The organism is Azonexus sp. IMCC34842, assembly GCF_050368855.1.
In the GTDB taxonomy this organism is placed as follows: Bacteria; Pseudomonadota; Gammaproteobacteria; order Burkholderiales; family Rhodocyclaceae; genus Azonexus; species Azonexus denitrificans_A.
Genome location: NZ_CP178449.1, coordinates 2,950,415 through 2,968,947, shown reverse-complemented (window position 1 = coordinate 2,968,947; position 18,533 = coordinate 2,950,415). Strand labels below are relative to the sequence as shown.

Sequence of the window (18,533 nt, the reverse complement as noted above, 5' to 3'; positions counted from 1 at the left end):
GCAGGTGTTACGAAATGTGGTGGCGTCGCCCGAATGCCGGCCGGCGAAATCAATCACCGCCGGCGACTCGCCGCCTTTCAGGGACGGACGAGCTGTTGCACCGCGGCGTGCCGCGGGCAGGCCAGCAGATGGTCATTGACCATTCCCGAGGCTTGCATGAAGGCATAGCAGATGGTCGGCCCGACAAATTTGAAGCCGGCGCCCAGCAGTGCCTTGCTCATTGCAGCCGCCGGCGCCGACTTGGCCGGCACCTCGGCCAGCGATTGCCAGTGGTTCTGGATCGGCTTGCCGTCGACGAAGGCCCAGAGAAAGTCGCTGAACGACTGCCCGGCAGAGTCAAGCGCCAGGTAGGCCTGGGCGTTCTGTATCGTCGCTGCCACTTTGGCGCGATTGCGGATGATGCCGGGGTCGGCCAATAACTCGGCAACCTTCGGGGCCGTGTAGCGGGCAATCCGCTCGGGTTCAAAGCCATCGAAGACCTGCCGGTAGTGTTCGCGCTTGTTCAGTACGGTCGACCAGGAAAGGCCCGCCTGCGCGCCTTCCAGAATCAGCAATTCAAACAATGCGCGGTCGTCGTAGAGCGGAACGCCCCATTCCAGATCATGGTAGGCGCGGTAGAGGTCAGATCCCTCGGACCAGGGGCAGCGTTCCATTCCGGTAGCTCTCCGATAAGTTGATGAAGGCAGCGTATCGCCGCAGCAGGGAGCCTACAGGTTCTGGTCGGGAAGTGTCACTCCCGCGCTGGCGGGAATGACGCTTGATTGACGCCAATCAGAGGTGGGTGATGACCGCTTCGGCCGGCAGCCGGGATTTCGGCAGCTTGGCGTTGAAATCCTCGTCGCTGTGGTAGCCGAGGCTGGCGATGACGACGCTGGTCAGGCCCTTGGCGGGCAGGCCGAGTTCTTCGTCGAGAATTTTGGCGTCGAAGCCTTCCATCGGGCAGGCGTCGATCTCCAGCGTCGCCGCGCCGAGCAGCAGGGTGCCGAAGGCCAGGTAGAGCTGCTTTTGCATCCAGATCTGCGCATCCTTGTATTCATTGACATGCAGGTCGGCGTAGAAGCTGCGCGATTTGTGTTGGCCGGCTTTGGCTTCCGGCGTGGCGAAGCGGCCGTCCTGGTCTTCCTGTTCGAGAATGGCCAGGAGATGGCTCTCGTCCAGCGTCTGGCGGGCGCAGAAGACGATGACGTGCGAGGCGTTCCGGATCTTCGGCTCGTTGTAGGCGTAGCCGCCCTGTGCCGCCTTGGCGATACGGGCCTTGCCGGCTTCGCTGCTGGCGATCACGAAATGCCAGGGTTGCGAATTGACCGAGGAGGGGGCGTAGCGCAACAGGGTTTCCAGCTGCGCGAAGAGCTCGGCCGGAATCTTGCGGGCCGGGTCGAACGCCTTGGTGGTCTTGCGGGTCGTGGCGAAATGGGAGAGGTTCATGGTGTTGTTTCCTGGCATGGTGAAATCGGAACTTTTCGAGGATGGGCCTGCCGCTCAGGCCACCGGGTTGAGACGGACGATATCGACGCCCGTAACCTTGCCGTCGATGGCTGCCTCGAGCGCGGCGAAGTGCGCCGATGCCATGTGGCGGACGAGCGTCGCATCGTCCTGCCAGCGTTCGATCATCACCAGGCGGTCGGGGTTGTCCTGGGCGACGTGCAGGTCGTATTGCAGGCAGCCGGTTTCGGCGCGGCTCGGGGCAAGGATATCGAGCAGGGCCTGACGGACTTCGGCCCGGTATTCGGATTTGGCGGTGATGGTGGCGACGACGCTGAGTGGCATGCGGAAATTCCGGTGGATGGACGATGGGCCAATGATGGCCGAATTCGACCTATTAAAAAACCCGTGTTTTGCTAATTTATTTTCAATTTAAATTTGAAAATAGCTGCCGCTGCTGCTTAGAATCTGATCATGAACCCCTTGCGCGATTTCGAGCTTTTCCTTCTGGTGGCCGACTACGGCAGCCTGTCGGCCGCGGCGCGCCGGCTCGACATCACGCCGGCCGCGGCGAGCGTGGCCTTGAAACGCCTGGAGGCCGAGGTTGGTGTGCAGCTTTTCCTACGCTCGACACGCAGTTTGCGCCTGACCGATGAAGGGCAGATCTTCCTTGAACATTGCCGTCAGGCCATGCAACTGCTGGCCGACGGCCGGCAAGCGGCGTTGACCGGCTCGGCCGCCCTGCGCGGCGTGCTGCAATTGTCGATACCTTCTGATTTCGGGCGCAACGTCATGCTCGCCTGGCTCGACGAGTTCCAGTCCCGGCACCCGGAACTGACGCTCCGCCTGCTGCTCACCGACCGCAAGGCCGACATCTACCGGCAGGCGGTGGACCTGGCGTTTCGCTACGGAAACCTGCCGGATTCGGCGCTCGTCGCGCTGCCCATCGCCCCGCACAATCGCCGCATCCTGTGCGCCGCGCCGGACTATATCGAGCGCCACGGCATGCCGGAAAGCCCGTCCGATCTGGTGCGCCACAACTGCCTGTGCTTCCTGCTCGACGACTATGTCCATGATCGCTGGCGCTTCTTTCGCGGCGACCAGGAGTTGTCGGTGCAGGTCAAGGGCAACCGGATTTCCGATGATGGCGATGTGGCGCGGCGCTGGGCCATTGCCGGCCAGGGCATTGCCTACAAGTCGGCACTCGATGTCGCGGCCGACCTGGCAGCCGGTCGCCTGATCCGGCTTTGCCCCGGGTTCGCCGGCGAACTGGCGCCGCTCCATCTGTTGTGCGCCGACCGCCGGCAGATCAGCCCGGTGGTCAGGGCCTTGAGCGAATTCGTCGCCGACCGTTGCCAGCAGTTGCTGGCCGATGTGGGGCTTTGATCGTCAGGTTTTTCGCGCGGCAATTTCGGCCGCCCGAAGAATGCTGGCCGGCACGCCGCCGATCCCCCAGCGGTCGGGATGAACCTGATCGATCTGCATCCTGATCCGCTGCTTGTCGACATCGAGAACCCGGGCGGTGATCTCGGTCAGCGCGGCGATCAGGCGGTGGTGCTGTTCGGCGCTGCGCCCCTCGAGCAAGACCATCTTGATGAAGGGCATTTCGCTGCTCCGGCGGGGCTGTTGCTGCAGCACTTCGCTGGCCGGCACGCCGCAAATTCCCCATAGGTCGGGATCGACCTCGGTGACCCAGACTTCCAGGCGATCTGTCGGGGCATTGAGAATTTCGGCGATGGCGGCGGACGCTTCGCGCACCCAGTTTTTCAGGCTGGGGCGCGGATGACCGGCGAGGACGTGGATATTGGCAACGGGCATGGGTTTCTCCTTGGTTCAGGGCAGGCCGCGCCGACGGCCGGCATCGAGCATCAGGCAGGAGCCGGTCATCGCATCGGCTTCCCGGTCGAGCAGCAGGGCAACTGCCCAGGCCACCTGTTCCGGGGTGGTCAGCGCGCCGAGCGAAGATTCGGCGCGCAATTCGTCGAGCACATCGTCCACCGCACAGCCGCGCTGCTCGGCGCGACTGGCGGCGACGCGGTGCAGGCGCTCGGTGTCGGCCGGGCCGGGCGCGATGGTGTGGGCGGTGATGCCGCGCGCGCCGTAGGCCAGGCTGAGCTGGCGCACCACGTTGAGAATGGCGGCGTTGGCGACGCCGGCTGCGGCGGCATAGGCCGTCGGCTCCAGGCCGTAATGGCCGCCGATGGCGACAATGCGCGAGCCGGCGCCGAGCTGTTCATCCGCCGCGCGGACCAGGCGCAACAGGCCGCCGACCTTGATATTGACGGCATCGACCAGCGATTCGGTCGGCGCCGTCAGGATGCCGCCGGCGACGGCCACGCCGGGGCCATGGACGACCATGCGGACCGGCTTGTCGATTGCCGCCTTGATCGCCGCAATCGCCGTATCGGCGGCGATGTCGGCAACGCAGGCGCGGACGCCGGGCTGTTCGGCGGCGAGCGCCAGCAGGCTGTCGGCCGAGCGGGCGACAGCGACGACGCCGAGCCCGGCCGCCAACAGGCGGCGACCGATGGCGTTGCCGAAGGCACCCGTGGCGCCGACCAGCACGGCGATTTCCGGGCATTCTGCAAAGGGTTTCATCTGTTTCTTGCTCCGATGCTCAGCCGCGCCTGCCGGGCAGGCGCGGGTTGCGGGATGGCTATCGCTCAGGTCACGACGGTGAGGAAGGTTTCGTGCAGCTTGCGCTGCGGGTAGTCCAGCCCGCCGCCGCTGCCCAGACCGTCGAAACTCCAGGTGGTCGGCTCGTAATCGGGGTAGGGCTGGTAGCCGCCCATGAACGTCTCGAAACGGTTGCCGGACGGGTCCCAGGCGTAGATCGTGCAGCCCCGGGTGATGCCGTGCCGCGTTGGGCCGATGTCGATCGGCACCTGGTTCATCGACAGGATGTCGCTGGCCCGCAGCACCTCTTCCCAGCTGTCGAGCAGGAAGGAGAGGTGATGCAGCTTGCCGGGTTCGGGGTGTTCGACGAAGGCGATGTCATGCACCTTGTGCGAGCAGGACAGCCAGATGGCGGCGTTGTTCTCGTTGTCCGGCGTCAGCACGCGTTCGACCAGATAGAAGTCGAGCACTTCGGTGAAAATCTTCTGCACCGCCGCGATGTTCGGGCCGTAGAGCAGGCAGTGGTCGAGGCGAACCGGGGCGATGCCGTTTTCCGAAGCCTTGGTCCACGGCGCCGGATTAAGCATCTGCAGGCCGTTGCCGACCGCCTGCTTTTCGGCGTAGAGCTCGATCAGGTGGCCGGAGGGAATCTCGAAGCGGACGCGTTCGCCGGTCGCCAGCATTTCGCCGGCCGGGATGCGTTCGGTAGCCAGGCCGTAGGCGCGCAGGTCGGCCTCCATCTTGTCCAGCGTCGCCTTGTCGCGCACCTTGAAGCCGAAGAAATCGAGGCCGGCCCGCTCGGCCTGGCGCAGCACGACGCTGTTGTGGTCGCGCTCGTCCCAGCATTTCAGATAAACCCGGCCCTGCGCGTCGCGCCCGGTTTCCACCAGACCCATGATGTCGCGGTAGTGGTGCACCGCCGCCTCGAGATCGAGTACCCGGATGGCACCGTGTCCGGGCCGCAAAACTCCTGTCATTGCCATTGTCTACTCCTTTGGTTATTGAAATTGGCCATTCGTCGATGGCTTGTCGGTGATTTGAAACGCTTGGCTCAATAAGAACCGGGAACGCCGGCCGCTGTCGCGTCCGGCTTGTAAATGCGGCACAGCGCCGTAGTGGCCGCCGTCAGCAGCAGCGCGTCGACGCCGACTGCGACAAAACGGGCGCCAGCCTGCATGTAGCGGCCGTTCAGTGCCTTGTCGCTGCACAGCACGCCACCGGCCAGGCCGGCGGCCCGGACGCGCTGCAGGCCGTGCTCGATGGCGGCGACGATTTCCGGATGCGTCGACTGGCCGAGGTGGCCGTAGGAAGCGGCCAGGTCGGCCGAGCCGAAAAACACGCCATCGACGCCATCGACCGCGAGGATTGCATCCAGCTGTTCGTAGCCGGCCCGCGTCTCGACCTGGACCAGCAGGCACATCTGTTCATTGGCCAGCTGGGCGTAATTTTCGATGCGCCCCCAGCGCGAGGCACGGGCCAGCGCGCTGCCGACGCCGCGAATGCCGGCCGGCGGATAGCGCATGGCCTCGACCAGCCCGCGCGCCTGGGCGGCGGATTCGACCATCGGGATGAGCAGCGTCTGGACGCCGGTTTCGAGCAACTGCTTGATCAGCACATGATCGCCCTGCGGCGGCCGGACCACCGCCTGCGAAGCATAGGGGGCGCTGGCCTGCAACTGCGCGAGGATGCTGCGCAGATCGTTCGGGCCATGTTCGGCATCGATCAGCAGCCAGTCGAAACCGGCGCCGGCACAGATCTCGGCACTGAACGTCTCGCCCAGCCCGAGCCACAGCCCGAACTGATTGCGCCCGGCCCGCAAGGCGGCCTTGAACTGGTTGAACGGTATCTGCATCGTAATTCACCTGAAGAAAGATCGGCCCGCCAAGCGGCTGCGCCGGGGTTCAGGTCAATTAAACGTGAGGCAGGGGATACCGTCCAATACCATTGAAATGGGTGGGTGATACGGGAAAGGTATTGCTGGCAATCGGCTAGTCGCAATTCTCTATAAGCCGCTCCATAGTCGCCACAGGCTCTGTCCGTATGATTGTTGATTGATAGGGAGACCCGCATCGGATAATCTCCATGTCATTAAAAACCTTAAGAGCGATTCGATGGTGTCCGTATTATTGGCAATAACCCGGACGCTTCTGCGCGTGAATAACTGTTATGCGTCTCAAGTAGCGAGGTAATCGTAAATTGAAGTCTGTTCTACTACCGCTTCATCTTGCCTTCGTTGGCATCTGGCTCGGGTGCGTTATCACCGAAGCGATCTTTGAACGAGCCCTTCTCGGCAAGGGCCGGACTCAGGAACTCATCCTTGTCGCGCTCCACAAACGCGTAGACCTCATAGTGGAAATCCCTGCGTTCATCGCGGTTCTCGTCACCGGAGCAGCTATGCTCTCCTCCGTCAATCCAAGCTCAATGCTCACTACCAAGATCGCGTTCGGTCTTCTTGCAATCGCAACAAACATTTACTGCGTGTGGATTGTCTTTCGTCGAGCACAGGCGGCCCAGTCAGATCAACAAGCCGAGTTCACACGGCTCGATCATCTGCAACACAAATTCGGCGCGGTTGTCTTGTTAGCGATTGTGGCCGCACTTGCCATCGGGGTTTACCTCTATGCCGACGCCTAACCCGTTGTTCGAGGCGACCTGCGCGAAAAGCCGCGCAGGCGCCTCAACTTCACGTTGGGCGTCACCAATCGGCGTCTCAATTCGCGCTTGAAGATATTCATCACAAAGGAGTAGCAAGAAATGAAATTACTTTGGTTACTTGTCACTACAGCGGCATTTTCCAGCGTCGCTCTTGCTAACTCGGCATGCGATAAGCCGAGAGACGATTTTGACGGCCTTTACTGCATGAATAAGGTTTATCAAGAGGCCGACGCCGAGCTAAATTCCAACTACAAGAAGTTGATGGCAAAGCTCGATGCGGCGGGTTCGGCAGCTCTGAAGAAAGGCCAATTGGCATGGATGGAGGAGCGCAATTCAAGCTGCAGCAAGAAAGACAACCAAGGCTTTTTCGTGAACCTAAACTGTGCCACGAAGCAGACCATCAGCAGGGCGCAGTTTCTCCAGGATCGCTACCGCGAGTGCGTCAGTTCAGGCTGCCAAAATAGCAAGCTATGACACCCAACCCATCGTTGCAGGGAACCTCACCTCCAAACCAAAGGTGTCAGAGTGACTTGGATTTTCAATTTACTCTGCCCCCTTTGTCGAAAGAAGAACTGAAAGCAAACTTTCTGAGGGAGTTTTTCTACACCTTCGTTAGGCCGTGACCGAATCTATCCACCCCGGTAAGGAAATTTCCACAATGGACATCCCGCGGATATTCAACATCACTGAGAGCGCTCATCGCATCCACAACCCGATCACACCCGAAAAGCTTGCCACTCTCGGCGCAGCGCTGCGTCTGGAATCGGGGGCGCGGGTGCTCGACCTCGGCAGCGGTTCGGGGGAGATGCTGTGCACCTGGGCACGCGATCACGGCATCATCGGCACCGGCATCGACATGAGCCAGTTGTTTACCGAGCAGGCGAAACTCCGCGCAGAAGAACTCGGCGTTGCCGATCAAGTCAAGTTCATCCATGGCGATGCTGCCGGCTACGTCTCTGACGAGAAGGTCAGTGTGGCCGCCTGTGTCGGTGCCACCTGGATTGCCGGTGGCGTCGCCGGCACTATCGAGCTTCTGGCGCGGAGCCTGCGCAGCGGCGGGATCATCCTCATCGGCGAGCCCTACTGGCGGCAGGTGCCGCCGACGGAAGAGGTTGCCAAGGGGTGCCTTGCCAACTCAGTCTCCGACTTTCTGATGCTTCCGGAACTTCTTGCGTCTTTCGGCCGCCTTGGCTGTGACGTCGTTGAAATGGTTCTGGCTGACCAAGACGGCTGGGACAGATACGAGGCGGCCAAATGGCTCACCATGCGCCGCTGGCTTGAAGCCAATCCGGACGACGAGTTGTTCGAGGAGGTTCGCGCCCAACTGACCTCCGAACCCGAGCGCTACGCCGCTTACACGCGTGAATACCTGGGCTGGGGTGTGTTCGCGCTGATGCCGCGGTGATGCGTTGGCGCATCCGGTAGATCGCCAACAGTTGGTGGCTTGGGTGGGACTTCTGCTTCCGAACAGTCGGCTGGTCGATTAGCTGAGTATTTCTTCGACCGATTACCTTGGCCGATTTCCCAAAGAGGAAATTATTCAGCTGGATGATGCGCCGTCGCGGCTGGGTTTTTGGATTGAATTTCTCGGTCTGGCGCTGCTTGCTGTCAGCAAATTCTTGGTAACACAAACATGGCCGCGGCTACCTGACAAGGAGCGCGCTATTCGGCTTGTCCGCTCGGTTGCTACTTGATTCGCCGAGAACGTCTCGCCCTGTAGCCCCCGGGGAAATGCCCGAAGCCAGCACGATGACCAGTAAGCCGACGGGTGTCGTCGCGATGCCTGGCTCCGGGCTGGGGCGTCTAAACCAAAGTCTAATATCAACGCTCCGACATTCTCACTAATCTACGAACAACCAAAGTTTCTCGATATTTTTACTGTCGAGTAGAGGTTGGCGACAGAGATCGCTCAGGGGGCTGTCAGCACTTAGTGGCCCAAGTGGAAGAGGAGGCTTTAGCCCCGTTCTGAAGGAGACATAAATGGCTTTATTGAATCGGATGGACTGGTACGACCTGGCCAGAACGACGAACTGGTCACCCAAGTACGTGACGGAAGACGAGCTGTTTCCGCCGCTGATGTCGGGCGCTTTCGGCTTGCCGCAAAACGCCTGGGAAAAGTACGACGAGCCGTACAAGCAGACCTATCCGGAATATGTGAAAGTCCAGCGCGACAAGGATGCCGGGGCCTACTCGGTGAAGGCTGCCCTGGAACGTAGCCGCATTTTCGAAAACGCCGATCCGGGCTGGAAGTCGGTCATGAAGGCGCATTACGGCGCCATCGCCCGCGGCGAGTATGCCGCCGCCAGCGCCGAAGCGCGGATGATGCGCTTCTCCAAGGCACCGGGGATGCGCAACATGTCCACGCTGGGTTGTCTGGACGAAGTCCGGCATGGCCAGATGCAGCTCTACTTCCCGCACGAGCACGTCGCCAAGGATCGCCAGATGGACTGGGCCTTCAAGGCCTACGACACCAACGAGTGGGCGATGATCGCGGCCCGCCATTTCTTCGACGACATCATGATGACGCGGGATGCGATCAGCGTTTCCATCATGCTGACCTTCAGCTTCGAGACCGGCTTCACCAACATGCAGTTCCTCGGCCTGGCTGCCGATGCCGCCGAGGCCGGCGACCATACTTTTGCCAACCTGATTTCCAGCATCCAGACCGACGAATCCCGGCACGCCCAGATCGGCGGCCCGGCGCTCAAGGTGCTGATCGAAAACGGCCAGAAGGCGGAAGCGCAGAAGCGCGTCGATATTGCCGTGTGGGGCGCCTGGAAACTGTTCTCGGTGTTGACCGGCCCGATCATGGACTACTACACGCCGCTCGAGCACCGCAAGCAGTCCTTCAAGGAGTTCATGGAGGAATGGATCGTCGCCCAGTTCGAGCGCACCCTGACCGACATGGGCCTCGACCTGCCCTGGTACTGGGACATTTTCCTCAAGGACATCAGCCAGACCCACCACGGCATGCACCTCGGTTCCTATTTCTGGCGCCCGACGCTGTGGTGGAACCCGGCCGCCGGCGTCACGCCGGACGAGCGCGCCTGGCTCGAGGCAAAGTATCCCGGCTGGAACGACACCTGGGGTGAGTGCTGGGATGTTTTCATCGACAACGTCGTCGACGGCAACATGGCCATGGCCTATCCGGAAACCCTGCCTTACGTCTGCAACATGTGCCAGTTGCCGATTCTCGGCACGCCGGGCAAGGGCTGGAACGTCAAGGACTACCCGCTCGAACACAACGGTCGCCTCTATCACTTCGGCTCCGAAGTGGATCGTTGGGTCTTCCAGCAGGAACCGGAGCGCTATGCCGGCCACCTCTCCATCGTCGACCGTTTCCTGGCCGGCATGATCCAGCCGATGAACCTGGAAGGCGCGCTCAACTACATGAACATAGCCCCGGGCGAGTGCGGCGACGACGCCCATAACTATGCCTGGGCCGAGATCTACCGTGCCCTGCGGGCGGCCAAGAAGGCCAGCTAAGCGTCGCGGCCATGCAAGTCGGCGCCTGCGGGCGCCGCTTCCCAAGAACATAGGAGATTGTAGAAATGGCGTTGTTTCCAATTACTTCCAACTTCGAAGGCGACTTCGTGCTGCAACTGGTTGCCGTCGACAGCGAGAACACCATGGACGAGGTGGCCGCCGCCGCCGCCGTGCATTCGGTCGGGCGGCGCGTCCGGGCGCGGCCGGGGCAGATCATGCGCGTCCGTCGGCAGGGGGCTGACGATTTTCTGCCCCGCACCATGCGGGTTTCCGAATCCGGCCTGAAGCCGACGGAAACCGTCGAGATCATCTGGCAGGCGCCGCAGCACTGAGTGCTTGCGGGTGCGCTGCCGATAGAAAAGGACAGGAGCCGGAATGAGTTTCAAAAAAGTATGCACCCTCGACGACCTCTGGGAAGGGGAAATGGAGTCGTTCAACATCGAAGGCCAGGAAATTCTGCTGGTCTGTGCCGAAGGTGGGGACATCAAGGCGTTTCAGGGGATCTGTCCGCATCAGGACATCCCGCTGATTGAAGGCAAGTTCGATGGCCAGAAAATAATCTGCCGGGCGCACTTGTGGCAGTTCGATGCCTGCACGGGCAAGGGGATCAACCCTGACGACTGCGCGCTGGCCGAGTATCCGGTCCGCATGGACGGCGACGATGTCCTGGTCGAAACGGAAGGCGTAGCGGCCCTGTTCGCCCATAGCTGAACAGAAAACAAGGAGAAAGCAATGAGCGTTACCAGTTCTGGGCAGGCCTATCACAACAATCTGGTCGGCCCGGTGATGCGGGCCGGCGACCTGGCCACGGCGATCATCGAGGCGGCAAAGCTCGACAACCCGGGCAAGGAAGTCTTTGTGGACGACAAGCGGGCCTACATCCGGATTCACACCGAACACGAGATGGTGCTGTACCGCGAAACCATCGAGGAAGAGTTGGGCCGTCCATTCAAGATGAACGATCTGGAAGTCGACCTGAGTTCCTTTGCGGGACAGATCGAAAGCGGTGACAACTCCATCCGCTTCTATTTTTCGAAGAAAGTCTAGGCCGCCCGGCGGCATCGCCCACCGGCCAGCCAATAGCAAAAAACGAGGAGACAAGAATGTCCGAAACCCAAGTACTGAAGCCGCTCAAGACCTGGAGCCATCTCGCTGCCCGCCGTCGCAAGCCGAGCGAGTACGAGATCGTCAGCACCAACCTGCACTACAACGACAAGCGGCCCGACTCGCCGTATGAACTTGATCCGAACATGTTCATGAACACCTGGTACAAGAAGAACACTTTCGGTACCGCCATCAAGCACCCGGACTGGAACGCCTTCCGCGATCCGGAGGAAGTGGTCTACCGCACCTACAACATGATGCAGGATGGCCAGGAGACCTACGTCTTCGGCCTTTTCGACCAGTTCAACCAGCGCGAGCACGACACTGCCCTCGATCCGCGCTGGGCCGGCACCTTGGCGCGTTTCTACACGCCGTCCCGCTACCTGTTCCATACCGTTCAGATGGCCTCGGCCTATGTCGGCCAGGTCTCGCCGGCCAGCACGATCACCAACTGCAATTATTTCCAGATGGCGGACAGCTTCCGTTGGCTGAGCCACACCGCCTACCGCACCAAGGAGCTTTCAATCGCCTTTCCCGACAAGGGGTTCGCGGCAGATGAGCGCCTTTACTGGGAAAACGATCCGGTCTGGCAGGGCTTCCGCGAACTGATGGAAAAAGCGCTGACCGTCTGGGACTGGGGCGAGGCCATCGTCGTCATCAACCTGATTGCCAAGCCGGCGATCGACGAGGCGGTGTTGCGCAAACTGGGCGAATCCGCCCGGCACAACGGCGACACCCTGCTCGGACTGGTGACCGATGCCCAGCTGATCGATGCCGCCCGCCATCGCCGCTGGATTTCCGCGCTGGTCAGCATGGCGCTCGAAATCCCCGGCAACAAGGAATTGATCCAGGGCTGGATCGCCAAGTGGGAGCCGCTGGCCGACCGGGCCATCGATGACTACTGCACTGGCCTGCCGGACACGTCCGGCGGCGCTGATGCGGCCAAGGCGGCAACGCGCGACTTCCGTCGTTCCCTCGGCTTGTAATCGTCCAGTAACCCGAAGTTTGGCCCGGGCCGGCAGGCCCTGGCCAAACTCGACCTCAAATTTTGGCTGCCATGATCAAAACGATTATCCGCAACGAGAAAGACGGCTCCACCTGCGAGCAGCAGGATGGCGACACCATCCTGCGCGCGGCATTGCGGGCCGGCCAGGGGTTTTCCTACGAGTGCAATTCCGGCGGCTGCGGCGGCTGCAAGTTCGAGCTGATGGACGGCGAAATCGAGACGCTGTGGCCGGATGCGCCGGGGCTGACCGAGCGTGATCGCAAGCGCGGCCGCCACCTTGCCTGCCAATGCCGGGCACACGGTCCGGTGACGATCAAGGCGGCCACCGCCGCCGAATACCGGCCGAGGATCATTCCCAAACGCCAGCGCGCCAGTCTGATCGGCATGCGGGATATCACGCACGACATCCGCGAATTCCGCTTTCTCGCGAAAAGCGATGCCGACTTCCTGCCCGGCCAGTTCGCCATGCTGGATCTGCCCGGCCTTGCTTCCTCGCGGGCCTATTCCCTGGCCAATACAGCCAACGGGCAACGCGAGTGGCATTTCCAGATCCGCCGCGTCCTGCACGGGCAAGGCACCCACACCCTTTTCGAAAAGCTGGCCGAAGGCGACGAAATCGGTCTCGATGGCCCCTATGGCGTGGCCTATCTGCGCACCGATTCACCGCGCGACATCGTCTGCGTGGCGGGCGGCTCCGGCTTGGCGCCGATGCTTTCCATCGCTCGCGGCGCCGTTGAGGCCGGGCTGTTGGCTGACCGGAAACTGTATTTTTTCTACGGCGCCCGAACGCCACGCGACGTTTGCGGCGAAGAGATGTTGCGCACCCTCGCTGGTTTCGGCGACCGGATCATCTATGTCCCGGTGGTTTCGCTGCCCGGCGATGACGGCGCCTGGCACGGCGAAACCGGTTTCGTGCATGACGCGGTGGCGCATCGGCTGCCGGTCGAGTTGGCCAACTACGAGTTCTATTTCGCCGGGCCGCCACCGATGACGCAAGCCTTGCAGGAACTGCTGATGGTTGGCCATCGCGTGCCCTTCGAACAGATTCATTTCGACCGCTTCTTTTGAAGCCGCTTTACCCAGCCGGCGCTGGAGAGTTCAAACGTTTTGCATGCCAACAACAGAGGAGATGACGGGGATGACCACAAGAAAAATCGTTGCATCGGCGCTGGTTTCGGCGCTGGCCGGTGGGGCGCAACTGGCTCAGGCGACCGATGTGTTCCGCCTGGAGGGTTACGGAGCCATATCGCGCGCCATGGGCGGCACGGCGGTGGCCCATGACGTCGGCCCGGCCGGCATGATGACCAATCCGGCAACGCTGTCGCTGATGGCGGACGGCGACCAGGCCATGCTCGGCCTGGATCTGGTGACGACGGATATCAAGGTCAAGAACAAGGCGACTGGCGAAAGCGTCTCCTCCGATACGCATGCCAATAACCGCGGCCCCTATATGGCACCCGAGGCGGCGCTTACCAAACGGCTCGGCGCCTGGTCCTTCGGTGTCGGCGCTTTCGCGCAGGGCGGTCTGGGTACCGAATACGGCAATGGCAGCTTCCTGTCGCGCGCTGCCGGCGGTCTCGCTACCGGCCTCGACAATTCGAGCCGCTTGCTGGTGCTCAACATTCCTTTCGCGGCGAGTTTCCAGGTCACCGATAAACTGACCCTGGGCGGCAGCATCGATGCGATGTGGCAGGGCCTCAATCTCGACCTGCTGCTCGGTGCCGACCAGGTCGGCAGCCTGATCGGCGCCGGACGGGCCAGCGGTTCCCTGGTCGGCGCCCTGGGCGGCCTGCCGGACCTGCGCGGCGCCCACTTCAGCCTGACCAAGGACCAGTTCCTGGGCAGCGGTGTCGATGCCTGGGGCTATGGCGGCAAGTTGGGGATGCTCTATCGGGCCACTCCCGATACGACATTGGGCGCTTCCTACACCTTTAAGAGCCGGATGGACGATATGGAGGGCCGGGCGACGCTGACGGCAATCGACGGTATCGCCGGTCAAATAGCCTTCAAGGGAAAAATCCAGATCAACGACTTCCAGATGCCCGCCCATGTCGACCTCGGCTTCAGCCACCACCTGACGCCGCAATGGACGGTCGCCGCCGACGTCTCGCGGGTCTTCTGGAGAGACGTGATGAAGGACATCAAAGTCGCTTTTACCGCCGACGCCGGGGGCGATATCAACATCCTCCTGCCCCAGGATTACAAGGACCAGACGATTGTCTCCCTCGGTGCCGCCTACCAGGTCAACGACAGCTTGACGGTCCGGGCCGGCGGACGTTTCGCCAGCCAGGCCTTGTCGTCATCCACGCTGTTTGCGGTGATACCGGCCACCCCGAGGAAACACCTGTCAGCCGGTTTGACCTATGCCTTCTCAAAGCAGAGCAAGCTTGATTTTGCCTATTCCCATGCATTCAAGGAGACGATGGACAACACCAGCCAGCCGAATACCTCTGCGCCGATCGAGGTTGCCCACGCCCAGAACAACGTAACCCTCAATTTCCGCTACAGCTTTTAACGGTTAACCATCCTCCGATGGCTTTTGGCGAGTTCCTGCTCGCCTTTTTTGCTTTCCGGAGTTTGCTCGTATAGTCGCAAAACAGGCCGCTACGGGATGTCCCGGCAGTCATGGATATTCATTTGGGTCGGCTGAACAAGGCACCAATTGGGCTTAATGGAGTGAGGATGACATCGGAATCGTGCTTGGCTGATAAGAAAATACAAGCCTCCGTCAAAGGAGTGGCCCTGGCTTCTGACGATACCGGAGAGGTTCGTCGGCAAAAGCTGGCCCGGATCATTCTTGACGCGATGTACCAGTTCCTCGGATTGCTCGACGTCGACGGTACGGTTCTCGAGATCAATCGCGCCGCCCTCGAAGGGGCCGGCATCTGTCTCGCTGATGTGATCGGCAAGCCGTTCTGGGAGGCGCGCTGGTGGGCGCTTTCCGAAGATGCGCGCAATCGCGTGCGGGGCATGGTCGAACAGGCGCGGCGTGGTGAATTCGTCCGTTGTGACATCGAGATTTTTGGCGACCTGCAGGGAAAGAAAACCATCTTTGTTGACTTTTCGCTGACGCCGATCCGCGATGACGAAGGGCGAGTCGCCTTTCTGCTTCCCGAAGGGCGGAATATCACCGAAAAAATCGCCATCGAGGCCGAACTGACGCGCAAGAATGGCGAATTGCAACTGGCCCTCGAAAAGCTGCGCGAAATCGACGGTTTCAAGACGAAATTTTTCGCCAATGTCAGCCACGAATTGCGGACTCCCCTGGCGCTGATCCTGGGGCCGGTCGATCAGCTTCTGCTCGAAGCCAAGGGGGCGAATGAACGTGAGCGGTTCCGCCTGAAGACGATAAAGCGCAATGCGCAGTCCCTGCTGCAGCAAGTCAATGATCTGCTCGACCTGGCGCGCATCGATGCGCAGCAGATGCCGCTGGCCTACGTCTGTGCCAACGTCGCCGCCTTGCTCCGGGACGTCGCCGCCAGTTTTGCCGCGGCCGCTGAGGAACGATCGATTTCTTTGCTGACCGAGGGGGCGAACGAGCTTTATGCCGATGTGGACCGGGCCAAGTTTGCGCGGATCCTGGCCAATCTGCTGTCCAATGCCTTCAAGTTCACCCCGGCCGGCGGACGTATCTGTTGCTCGATCGAACGGGTCGCCAATCGTCGATTCTTGCTGAGCGTGCAAGACAATGGCCCGGGCGTTCCGCCGCAAATGAAGGAGCAGATTTTTTCCCGCTTCACGCAAGGCCAGGACGGGCTCTCGGGCAACGGCAGCGGATTGGGCCTGAACATCGTCAAGGAATTCGTCGAGCTGCACTCGGGAACGGTGGTCGCCCTCGATGCGCCAGGCGGGGGGGCGGTCTTCCAGGTGGAGATGCCGATGCGCGCCCCGAAAGGGGTATTCGTGCGCGAGAGCAATGAAGAGGAGCCGTTCTCCAACTACCGCAGCATCGACCTTCTCGAGCCGCAGAGCCAGCCGCTCCGCGATCACAAGCTGGGTAACAGCCGGATTCTCGTCGTCGAGGACAACCCCGATCTGCGCCATTTTCTCTATGACGTATTGATCGACGACTACAACGTTACGCTGGCCGCGAATGGTGCCATAGCGCTGGCATCGGCCCTTGAAGATCCCCCCGATCTGGTGATTACCGATCTGATGATGCCGCATTTCGACGGCGAGCAATTCGTCCGGGAGCTGCGGGCCAGCGGCCGCTTCCCCAATCTTCCCGTGCTGGTTCTCTCGGCACGGGCCGACGATGCGCTGCGCGAAACGCTGCTGGAAGACCTGGTCCAGGACTACCTGACGAAACCGTTTTCCCCGCAGGAACTGAGAGCGCGGGTCCGCAATCTGGTCATGGTCAAGCGCACCGTCGACCTTCTCCAGAAGGAGCTCAATTCGCAGGCCTCCGACGTTTGCGAATTGACGGCCGGTTTGGTGGCGAGTCGGAAATCATTGCAGGATGGTTTGGTCGCCTTGCAGATTTCGGAACGTCGCTGGCTGGGACTCTACAAAAACACGGCAGTCGGCATCGCGCTGGCCGACCGGGAAGGGCGGATATTGAAAGCCAATCCCGCCTTGCAGCAAATGCTCGGTTACGGCGAAGCCGACATCGTTGGCGTTTCGTTCATCGACATTACCGAAGAGTCCCAGCGGGCGATGACCAAGCGCAACGTCCATGGTCTGTTCGACGGGGTGATCGACAACTATCACGTGCAGAAACGCTATGAAAAAAAGAATGGCGGATTGCTCTGGGCCAACGTCAGTGTTTCGCTGATTCCCGCCGTCGACCGGGAGGGACCGCGACTGGCGGTTATTGTTGAGGATGTCAGTTCGCGCAAGCAGGCGGAAAGTGCCCTTGCCGCGATACAAGCCGAACTGGCGCGGGTTTCTCGTTTTACGACCATGGGGGAACTGGTCGCCTCGATCGCTCACGAAGTCAATCAACCGCTGTCCGCAATCGTCACCAATAGTCAGGCGGCCTTGCGCTGGCTGGCGCGGGATACGCCGGACCTCGATGAAGTCGTCGCGGCATTAAACCGGGTAAACCGGGATGCCAGTCTGGCTGGAGATGTCATCGCCCGTATTCGCAATTTTCTCAGCATGGGGGGGATCAAGCGCGAACCGGTCCAAGTCCGGCGCATTGTCGACGACCTGTTGCTGATGCTGCAAAGCGTGTTGCTGGAGTCCGGGGTGCAGGTCAAGGTTCGCATCGCGCCCGGCTTGCCGGAACTGCAGGCCGATCCAGTCCAACTGCAGCAGGTCATGCTTAATCTGGTCATCAATGCGCTAGACGCGATGCGCGAGCAACTGCATCGTGATCGTATCTTGACTATTTCGGTGACGGCGGAAGCGCAGGAGGGGGTGCTTTTTTCGGTCAGCGATACCGGGCCGGGCATTTCGCCGAGCCTGGAAGGGAAGATATTCGATGCCCTGTTCTCAACCAAGAGCAATGGTCTCGGCATGGGATTGGCGATCAGCCGGTCGATCATCGAAAACCACGGGGGGCGATTGCGGCTGGAAGCGGCCGTTGGCACCGGGGCGAGTTTCATTTTTAACCTGCCGCTGAGCCAATGACAACCAACCCCCTTTCCTCAATTCCCACCGTCTATGTCGTTGATGACGACGCATCCATTCGCGAATCCTTGAGCAGTTTGCTTCGCTCAGCCGGCATGTCGGTGGAGGTATTTGCCTCCCCATTCGATTTTCTCGCTTTAGACAAACTCAGTGACTTCTGCTGTGTTGTGTTGGACGTGCGTATGCCCGGCCTGGATGGGCTCGATCTGCAGGATAAAATCGTCGCGCTCGGCTGGGAGATCCCGATCATTTTCATCACCGGCCATGGCGATGTGCCGCAGGCGGTGCGCGCCATGAAGTCGGGGGCGATCGATTTCCTCAACAAGCCGTTTGACGACACGGATCTGTTGAATGCCATCACCCTTGCCCTGTCGCGGGTGAGCGCAACCTCCCACGAACGGATGGAACTGGCAAACCTGCGCCGGCGCTTTGACACCCTGACTCCGCGTGAAAAACAGATCATGTTCGCGGTTGCCGAAGGCAAACAGAACAAGCGCATTGCCTACGATCTATGCGTTACCGAAAGCACGGTAAAAGTCCATAAGCACAATGTGATGAGCAAGATGAACCTCCGGTCGATTGCCGAATTGACGCTGGCGATCCAGCGGCTGAAAAAACACTAGGATTCCGATATCGCTCGTGTCGCGGGGATCGTGCTGCTCGGGCAGAG

General features: G+C 61.1%; 20 protein-coding genes. 13 read left to right on the top strand and 7 right to left on the bottom strand.

From position 1 onward, the window contains the following. Positions 1-77: 77 nt before the first annotated feature. The 3 genes from ACLIKD_RS14040 to ACLIKD_RS14030 all read right to left on the bottom strand — a co-directional run bounded on the left by ACLIKD_RS14040 (position 78) and on the right by ACLIKD_RS14030 (position 1,767). Entirely contained in the window at positions 78-653 is a 576-nt protein-coding gene (locus ACLIKD_RS14040) for a DNA-3-methyladenine glycosylase I (RefSeq protein ID WP_428825560.1), read from the bottom strand. Between the two features lie 118 nt (positions 654-771). Then, positions 772-1,425, bottom strand: coding sequence for an oxygen-insensitive NAD(P)H nitroreductase (gene nfsB, locus ACLIKD_RS14035; RefSeq protein ID WP_428825559.1), 654 nt, complete (start codon positions 1,423-1,425; stop codon positions 772-774). A 54-nt stretch (positions 1,426-1,479) separates the two neighbouring features. Next, positions 1,480-1,767 (bottom strand): putative quinol monooxygenase, encoded by a 288-nt coding sequence (locus ACLIKD_RS14030; RefSeq protein WP_428825558.1) that lies wholly within the window; start codon positions 1,765-1,767, stop codon positions 1,480-1,482. 129 nt (positions 1,768-1,896) lie between these two features. On the opposite strand from ACLIKD_RS14030, the gene ACLIKD_RS14025 reads away from it, so the two are divergent. After that, positions 1,897-2,808, top strand: coding sequence for a LysR family transcriptional regulator (locus tag ACLIKD_RS14025; RefSeq protein ID WP_428825557.1), 912 nt, complete (start codon positions 1,897-1,899; stop codon positions 2,806-2,808). Between the two features lie 3 nt (positions 2,809-2,811). Here ACLIKD_RS14025 and ACLIKD_RS14020 read toward each other — a convergent pair whose 3' ends face one another. From ACLIKD_RS14020 to ACLIKD_RS14005, 4 genes are all read right to left on the bottom strand, one after another. Continuing rightward, positions 2,812-3,240, bottom strand: coding sequence for a tautomerase family protein (locus ACLIKD_RS14020; RefSeq protein ID WP_428825556.1), 429 nt, complete (start codon positions 3,238-3,240; stop codon positions 2,812-2,814). Positions 3,241-3,255: 15 nt separating this feature from the next. Then, a complete protein-coding gene (locus ACLIKD_RS14015) occupies positions 3,256-4,020 on the bottom strand; it encodes an SDR family NAD(P)-dependent oxidoreductase (RefSeq protein ID WP_428825555.1) in 765 nt (254 codons plus the stop codon). Positions 4,021-4,085: 65 nt separating this feature from the next. After that, the gene (locus ACLIKD_RS14010) at positions 4,086-5,021 is read right to left on the bottom strand and encodes a catechol 2,3-dioxygenase (RefSeq protein WP_226416857.1); all 936 of its coding nucleotides are present in this window, start codon (positions 5,019-5,021) and stop codon (positions 4,086-4,088) included. Between the two features lie 68 nt (positions 5,022-5,089). After that, positions 5,090-5,890 carry an aldolase/citrate lyase family protein gene (locus tag ACLIKD_RS14005; protein ID WP_428825554.1) on the bottom strand — a complete coding sequence of 267 codons (801 nt, stop codon included), beginning with the start codon at positions 5,888-5,890 and terminating at the stop codon, positions 5,090-5,092. A 344-nt stretch (positions 5,891-6,234) separates the two neighbouring features. Between ACLIKD_RS14005 and ACLIKD_RS14000 the strand changes: the two genes are divergently transcribed. From ACLIKD_RS14000 to ACLIKD_RS13945, 12 genes are all read left to right on the top strand, one after another. After that, a complete protein-coding gene (locus tag ACLIKD_RS14000; RefSeq protein WP_428825553.1) occupies positions 6,235-6,672 on the top strand; it encodes a hypothetical protein in 438 nt (145 codons plus the stop codon). 120 nt (positions 6,673-6,792) lie between these two features. Next, the gene (locus tag ACLIKD_RS13995) at positions 6,793-7,167 is read left to right on the top strand and encodes a lysozyme inhibitor LprI family protein (protein WP_428825552.1); all 375 of its coding nucleotides are present in this window, start codon (positions 6,793-6,795) and stop codon (positions 7,165-7,167) included. 184 nt (positions 7,168-7,351) lie between these two features. Further along, a complete protein-coding gene (locus tag ACLIKD_RS13990) occupies positions 7,352-8,098 on the top strand; it encodes an SAM-dependent methyltransferase (RefSeq protein ID WP_428825551.1) in 747 nt (248 codons plus the stop codon). Positions 8,099-8,673: 575 nt separating this feature from the next. Then, positions 8,674-10,179 carry an aromatic/alkene/methane monooxygenase hydroxylase/oxygenase subunit alpha gene (locus tag ACLIKD_RS13985; protein ID WP_428825550.1) on the top strand — a complete coding sequence of 502 codons (1,506 nt, stop codon included), beginning with the start codon at positions 8,674-8,676 and terminating at the stop codon, positions 10,177-10,179. Positions 10,180-10,244: 65 nt separating this feature from the next. Beyond that, positions 10,245-10,511: a toluene-4-monooxygenase system B family protein gene (locus ACLIKD_RS13980; protein WP_428825549.1), complete on the top strand. Its 267-nt coding sequence runs from the start codon at positions 10,245-10,247 to the stop codon at positions 10,509-10,511. 43 nt (positions 10,512-10,554) lie between these two features. Next, entirely contained in the window at positions 10,555-10,890 is a 336-nt protein-coding gene (locus tag ACLIKD_RS13975; protein WP_226416850.1) for a Rieske 2Fe-2S domain-containing protein, read from the top strand. Between the two features lie 21 nt (positions 10,891-10,911). Next, complete coding sequence (locus ACLIKD_RS13970; protein ID WP_226416849.1) at positions 10,912-11,226, top strand: MmoB/DmpM family protein; 315 nt, start codon at positions 10,912-10,914, stop codon at positions 11,224-11,226. Between the two features lie 56 nt (positions 11,227-11,282). Further along, positions 11,283-12,269, top strand: coding sequence for an aromatic/alkene monooxygenase hydroxylase subunit beta (locus ACLIKD_RS13965; protein ID WP_428825548.1), 987 nt, complete (start codon positions 11,283-11,285; stop codon positions 12,267-12,269). Positions 12,270-12,340: 71 nt separating this feature from the next. Continuing rightward, positions 12,341-13,357, top strand: a complete 1,017-nt coding sequence (locus tag ACLIKD_RS13960; RefSeq protein WP_428825547.1) for a 2Fe-2S iron-sulfur cluster-binding protein — start codon at positions 12,341-12,343, stop codon at positions 13,355-13,357. A gap of 70 nt (positions 13,358-13,427) precedes the next feature. Next, positions 13,428-14,804: an OmpP1/FadL family transporter gene (locus tag ACLIKD_RS13955; RefSeq protein WP_428825546.1), complete on the top strand. Its 1,377-nt coding sequence runs from the start codon at positions 13,428-13,430 to the stop codon at positions 14,802-14,804. Positions 14,805-14,989: 185 nt separating this feature from the next. Then, on the top strand, positions 14,990-17,863 hold the full coding sequence (locus ACLIKD_RS13950; protein ID WP_428825545.1) for an ATP-binding protein: 2,874 nt from the start codon (positions 14,990-14,992) through the stop codon (positions 17,861-17,863). Then, a complete protein-coding gene (locus tag ACLIKD_RS13945; protein WP_428825544.1) occupies positions 17,860-18,486 on the top strand; it encodes a response regulator transcription factor in 627 nt (208 codons plus the stop codon). The genes ACLIKD_RS13950 and ACLIKD_RS13945 overlap by 4 nt, the downstream gene beginning before the upstream one ends. The last annotated feature ends 47 nt before the right edge of the window (positions 18,487-18,533 follow it).

Coding starts and splice junctions, on each gene's coding strand:
- ACLIKD_RS13945 (WP_428825544.1), top strand. CDS start 17,860: ATGACAACCAACCCCCTTTCCTCAATTCCCACCGTCTATGTCGTTGAT.
- ACLIKD_RS14020 (WP_428825556.1), bottom strand. CDS start 3,240: ATGCCCGTTGCCAATATCCACGTCCTCGCCGGTCATCCGCGCCCCAGC.
- ACLIKD_RS14030 (WP_428825558.1), bottom strand. CDS start 1,767: ATGCCACTCAGCGTCGTCGCCACCATCACCGCCAAATCCGAATACCGG.
- ACLIKD_RS13980 (WP_428825549.1), top strand. CDS start 10,245: ATGGCGTTGTTTCCAATTACTTCCAACTTCGAAGGCGACTTCGTGCTG.
- ACLIKD_RS14010 (WP_226416857.1), bottom strand. CDS start 5,021: ATGGCAATGACAGGAGTTTTGCGGCCCGGACACGGTGCCATCCGGGTA.
- ACLIKD_RS13960 (WP_428825547.1), top strand. CDS start 12,341: ATGATCAAAACGATTATCCGCAACGAGAAAGACGGCTCCACCTGCGAG.
- ACLIKD_RS13965 (WP_428825548.1), top strand. CDS start 11,283: ATGTCCGAAACCCAAGTACTGAAGCCGCTCAAGACCTGGAGCCATCTC.
- ACLIKD_RS13985 (WP_428825550.1), top strand. CDS start 8,674: ATGGCTTTATTGAATCGGATGGACTGGTACGACCTGGCCAGAACGACG.
- nfsB (WP_428825559.1), bottom strand. CDS start 1,425: ATGAACCTCTCCCATTTCGCCACGACCCGCAAGACCACCAAGGCGTTC.
- ACLIKD_RS13975 (WP_226416850.1), top strand. CDS start 10,555: ATGAGTTTCAAAAAAGTATGCACCCTCGACGACCTCTGGGAAGGGGAA.
- ACLIKD_RS14015 (WP_428825555.1), bottom strand. CDS start 4,020: ATGAAACCCTTTGCAGAATGCCCGGAAATCGCCGTGCTGGTCGGCGCC.
- ACLIKD_RS13955 (WP_428825546.1), top strand. CDS start 13,428: ATGACCACAAGAAAAATCGTTGCATCGGCGCTGGTTTCGGCGCTGGCC.
- ACLIKD_RS13990 (WP_428825551.1), top strand. CDS start 7,352: ATGGACATCCCGCGGATATTCAACATCACTGAGAGCGCTCATCGCATC.
- ACLIKD_RS13995 (WP_428825552.1), top strand. CDS start 6,793: ATGAAATTACTTTGGTTACTTGTCACTACAGCGGCATTTTCCAGCGTC.
- ACLIKD_RS14005 (WP_428825554.1), bottom strand. CDS start 5,890: ATGCAGATACCGTTCAACCAGTTCAAGGCCGCCTTGCGGGCCGGGCGC.
- ACLIKD_RS14040 (WP_428825560.1), bottom strand. CDS start 653: ATGGAACGCTGCCCCTGGTCCGAGGGATCTGACCTCTACCGCGCCTAC.
- ACLIKD_RS13970 (WP_226416849.1), top strand. CDS start 10,912: ATGAGCGTTACCAGTTCTGGGCAGGCCTATCACAACAATCTGGTCGGC.
- ACLIKD_RS14025 (WP_428825557.1), top strand. CDS start 1,897: ATGAACCCCTTGCGCGATTTCGAGCTTTTCCTTCTGGTGGCCGACTAC.